The 5,017-nt window shown below is 46.1% G+C and carries 5 protein-coding genes; all 5 read right to left on the reverse strand.

Annotated features, from left to right (window positions below):
• A partial coding sequence (locus tag AC1DWN_RS27735; RefSeq protein ID WP_477562114.1) for a cell division protein FtsQ/DivIB occupies positions 1–381 on the reverse strand: 381 nt, incomplete at its 3' end.
• Positions 382–549: 168 nt separating this feature from the next.
• A complete protein-coding gene (gene murA / locus AC1DWN_RS27740; RefSeq protein ID WP_477562115.1) occupies positions 550–1,818 on the reverse strand; it encodes a UDP-N-acetylglucosamine 1-carboxyvinyltransferase in 1,269 nt (422 codons plus the stop codon).
• Positions 1,819–1,833: 15 nt separating this feature from the next.
• Complete coding sequence (gene murB / locus AC1DWN_RS27745) at positions 1,834–2,739, reverse strand: UDP-N-acetylmuramate dehydrogenase (protein ID WP_477562116.1); 906 nt, start codon at positions 2,737–2,739, stop codon at positions 1,834–1,836.
• A gap of 246 nt (positions 2,740–2,985) precedes the next feature.
• On the reverse strand, positions 2,986–4,092 hold the full coding sequence (gene murG, locus AC1DWN_RS27750) for an undecaprenyldiphospho-muramoylpentapeptide beta-N-acetylglucosaminyltransferase (protein WP_477562117.1): 1,107 nt from the start codon (positions 4,090–4,092) through the stop codon (positions 2,986–2,988).
• A gap of 6 nt (positions 4,093–4,098) precedes the next feature.
• The coding region (gene ftsW, locus AC1DWN_RS27755) for a putative lipid II flippase FtsW (RefSeq protein ID WP_477562118.1) at positions 4,099–5,017 on the reverse strand (919 nt) is incomplete at its 5' end.

Below are 5,017 nucleotides of genomic sequence, written 5' to 3' on the forward strand. Positions count from 1 at the left end.
GGGATATTCTTTGACCGTCATTTTAATGACTCCGGGAAACACTTTCACTACGGTTGCTTCATTAATTTGCGGTAGAGTACGAATTCTCGCTTCAATTGTTTCTGTTGATGTTCGAAAAAAAGCGTCTCCTACTAAAACTGCCGCCGCCTGCCCTATCTCCTCTTTTGTAGCAAACCGATTTCCATCAATTTGAATTTCGGCTATTTTACTGATAGATGAATTAAAAAATAAAACAGCTAGCAACGAAATAAATAGCAGAAAGAGAATGGCGAGCAGCTTCTTGTTGCCTTTGCGTTTTGGCGTAGGTTCCTTTAGTACAGGCATCTGCCCGCTCATAGCTTGTCCCTTCTTTCCCAGCGTAAACGGCAATCTTCGGCCCATAGTGGCGAAGCTGCCGTTTCACAGTGAAATATAAGCATCACATCATTGTATTGCGTATACCTCATATATTTCATAGAAACTTTCCGGTCCCGCTTATCGCCTAGCCTTAAAACATTTACGATAAGGCGGGAACCGGCAGTTTCTAACTTGCTGCTTATCTGCATATTATTAATTATTAGGCACCGGGGAATAACGTGATATACGTGCTCCCAACCTTGACAGCATTGTCTCGATTTTGTCGTAGCCTCGATCAATATGATGAATTTGTTCCACTACCGTTTTACCTTGCGCGGCTAAGCCTGCAATAACAAGCGCTGCACCTGCACGCAAATCAGTTGCTTCTACCGTCGCTCCGTATAGTCTAGGCACTCCGCGTATAAACGCAGCGTTCATATCTACACGAATATCGGCACCCATTCGAGATAATTCATCAACATGCTTCAAACGGCCTTCAAAGATCGTTTCTTTCAATATGCTCACACCGTCTGCGAGAGCTAGCAAAACCATAAGCTGCGACTGCAAATCGGTAGGAAATGCAGGATAAGGAGAAGTTACAATTCTTTCGACAGCCTTACATCTGGTTGCACTGCCGACTTTAATTATATCACCGTCGACGACAATTTGAACACCTGCACGGCGCAGAACATGAATAAGAGAGGATAAGTGGGTGGGTTGTGTATTCAGTAGCGTCACCTGACCGCGTGTCGCGGCTGCCGCTACCATAATTGTCCCCGTCACGATGCGATCCGGAATTACTCTATAACGACATGGTGTAAGTGACTGTACCCCATCAATCGTAATGGTGTCGGTTCCAGCGCCCATGATCTTTGCGCCCATCGCATTTAGAAAATGCTGCAAATCTTGAATTTCTGGCTCACGTGCTGCATTGCTGATTGTCGTACGACCTTCAGCGAGCGCAGCGGCCATCATAATATTTTCCGTAGCGCCTACACTTGGGAAGCTTAAATGAATATCGGCGCCTCTTAGTTTTTCGGCACGGCAAATAATTTGATTACCCATTTCTTCAATCTCTGCACCCAGCGCTTGAAGCCCTTGTAAATGGAGATCAATCTTACGTTCACCGATGGCGCAACCGCCTGGCTGATAAACCTGTGCTTCACCAAACCTTGCAAGCAACGGGCCCATTAAAAAAATAGAAGAGCGCATCTGTCTCATTAACGATTCCGGAACATGGGATGTATGTGCAGTTTCCGTATCCAGCACAACTGTACCTCCCGAATGCTCGGCGCGGCATCCTAATTCGCGCAAAATGTTCAGCATGACGTCGATATCAAGCAAATCTGGCACATGATCAATTGTAGTAGTGCCTTCAGCCAATAAACTGGCTGCCAATATCGGCAAAGCGGCATTTTTCGCTCCTTGGATAACTATGGTTCCTGAGAGAGGTTTCCCGCCTTCAATCACCAATTTGTCCAATGTATCACCTCCGAATTACCGCTCACCCACTACCAATACCTCAGTCACCAACAGGATTCCGTAACGTTCCTGAATCGTGCTCTGAATATTTGCGATGAGGGCGAGAACTTCTTCAGCTGTCGCTTGCCCGGTATTTACAATGAAATTGGCATGTTGTTCAGAAACCTGCGCCCCACCAAGGCGCTCTCCTTTTAATCCCGCTTCTTGAATAAGTCGAGCCGCGAAATCATTAGGCGGATTACGGAATACACTCCCTGCAGAAGCTAACTTCAGAGGTTGTGTCCGCAGCCTTCTCTCTTTGTAAGAGGCCATCACCGATGCAATTTCCTTCCGATCACCCTCTGCAAGCTCAAAGGTAGCTTCTAGAACAACACCTTTTAACTCTTGCAGAATAGAGTGACGGTAAGAGAATTTCATGTCGTCCCGTTCGTAACGCACCAATTCCCCTGTCTCCAGTACAATTTCAGCTGACTTTAAAATACGTGATACATCCGACCCGTGCGCGCCAGCATTCATATAGACGGCTCCTCCTACCGTACCTGGAATTCCCCCTGCGAACTCCAATCCAGTAAGTCCTTCTTTCCCCGACATAACGGATAGCTTAATGAACGAATAAGCAGCGCCTGCAGTTACAAGCGAACCTTCGAAACGCACGAAATCTAACTCTTTGCATGGTTTAATCACAACTCCGCGAATCCCTTTATCACTCACCAGCATATTTGAGCCTCGGCCGAGATTTGTCCAAGCGATCTGATGCTTATGCATCAAACGAACTGCAGACACTAGCTCTTCTTTGCTACGAGGGAGGATTAATATATCGGCAGGACCGCCGATTTTCCATGTTGTGTAGTTCGAGAGCGGTTCATTGTACAGGATTTCGCCGATATCGGCTTGCTCCAATTCCGCTTTAAATGCTTTCATTAGTGAACCTCCTTAAAGTTTTGCGTAGCAAAACTAGCTTCGTAAGCATGTGCTTTGGTTTTGCGTAGCAAAACTAGCTTCGTAAGCTTTCGCTGTCATAGCTGATGTAGAAATTCGATTCACCATCTCCGTTTGAAAGTGAATTCCCCTTGCAACCGGACACTTCAGCTGCTTTAACCTACCATTGAGCGACGATCACGAATATAGGGTATCTTATGCCCTTATAGACTTTTGTGTGACAATCGCCTATTTTCGATCGGTCAGCTTTATTAATTCTGCAGCTATTAACGAAGCAGAATTCGGTACCGCTAACTGCTTGGATGCTTCGCACATTTGTTTCATTCGCGATTCATCCTGAACAACCTCTTGAATAAGCGCTAACAGACTTTMACCTGTGAGCTCTTTCTCCAGCACCATCTCAGCCGCACCAGCATCCAGCAAACTGCGCGCATTGGCTTCTTGATGGTTATTCGTAACGTTTGGCGATGGTATAAGAATAGACGGCAAACCGAGCGCCGTCATTTCTGCAAGCGATGAGGCCCCTGAGCGGCTGACAACGATCGTCGCATCCGCAAGCACATCGGCCATATTATGCAAATAAGGCAGTACCTTCAACTGTTTTGTTCCAGCTGGAACTGCCTGATATATTCGAGTTGACGTAGACTCATAATAGCTCTCACCCGTTACGAAAACAAAGTAAATGTCTGGCATACGAGCAAGCAAAGGAGCCATAGTAATCATCGCTTCATTAATGGCTTTAGCGCCTCGGCTGCCTCCGACCATTAGCACGAATTTACTTCGCGGAGGTAATCCTAATGCTTCTAATCCTTTGCCTGAAGCAGCATTAAGTACATTTGTTGCACAAGGATTACCTGTGAATATTGTACGTTTTGCCTTTGGAAAGTGGTTCTCAGATTCCTTAAAACTGACACCGATTGTACTGGCATAGGAAGATAAAAAATTATTAGTTAAGCCTGGAATGGCATTCTGCTCATGAATAAACGTAGGAATACCCAGCTTGGCGGCAGCATAAACAACAGGTCCACACACATAACCGCCAGTTCCCACAACTACATCAGGTTTAAATTGGCGCAGCAACTGCTTAGAACGCTGTACGCCTTTCAAAAATCGAATGATCGTTTTTACGTTATCAAAAGAAAGCTTACGCTTGAAGCCTGTAATATCTATCGCTTCGAAAGGTACGCCCTTCTCCGGCACAATTCGGCTTTCTAAACCACGTGAAGTCCCGATGTATAATAGCTGCGTGTCTGAGTTCTTCTTCATATGCTCGCCAACAGCAAGTGCCGGATAAATATGGCCGCCGGTTCCACCGCCGGTTAATACAATACGCATGAAACCTCACCTCGAATAACGGGATATATTAAGTAAAATACCAAACGCAGTCAATAACAGCGTCAGTGATGATCCGCCGTAGCTTACAAGCGGCAATGTAATTCCTGTCACCGGCATCATACCGATAACGACTCCAATATTAATAAGCACTTGGACACCGACAATGCCCGTTATACCGACTGCAAGCAGACTTCCGAAAGTGTCGGGGGCCGCTATTGCAGTACGAATACCACGCCATATAAGAATCATGAACAATAAAATAAGAGTAGCTCCGCCGATAAATCCAAGCTCTTCCGCCAAAATAGAAAAGATAAAATCGGTTTGCGGCTCGGGCAAATAGCTATACTTTTGGCGACTCATTCCAAGACCAAGCCCTACTAGTCCTCCAGGACCAATCGCATAAAGCGATTGAATGATTTGATAGCCCCCGCCAAGCGGGTCCGCCCAAGGATCTAGGAAGTTCGTAATTCTAGCGAGTCGATAGGGCGCAACTATTATAAGTCCAATAAATCCAGCAACACCTACAAGCGCCAAACCGCCTAAATGAGCCATTCTAGCCCCAGCTGTAAATATAAGCAGCAGAGAAGCAACGAGCATAACCGCTCCCGTTCCAAGATCGGGCTGCAGCATAATGAGACCAAACGCAAGACAGACAAGGCCCAGCGGCGGCATCAATCCTTTTGCGAACAAAGTTATCGTCTGCTGCTTCTCTGATAACCACTTTGACAGAAATATAATCATAGCCAACTTCATAAATTCAGAGGGCTGGATGCCAAACGAACTTATTCCGAGCCAACTGCGTGCACCACCTCGGACGACTCCTACGCCTGGAATAAGAACGAGTATCAGCAATCCGAAACAGATAAGTAAAGCAGCCGGCGCCCATTTCTTCCAGATCGTATAGGGTGTATTCATTGTAAATATT

The organism is Paenibacillus sp. P4_A7, assembly GCF_056402455.1.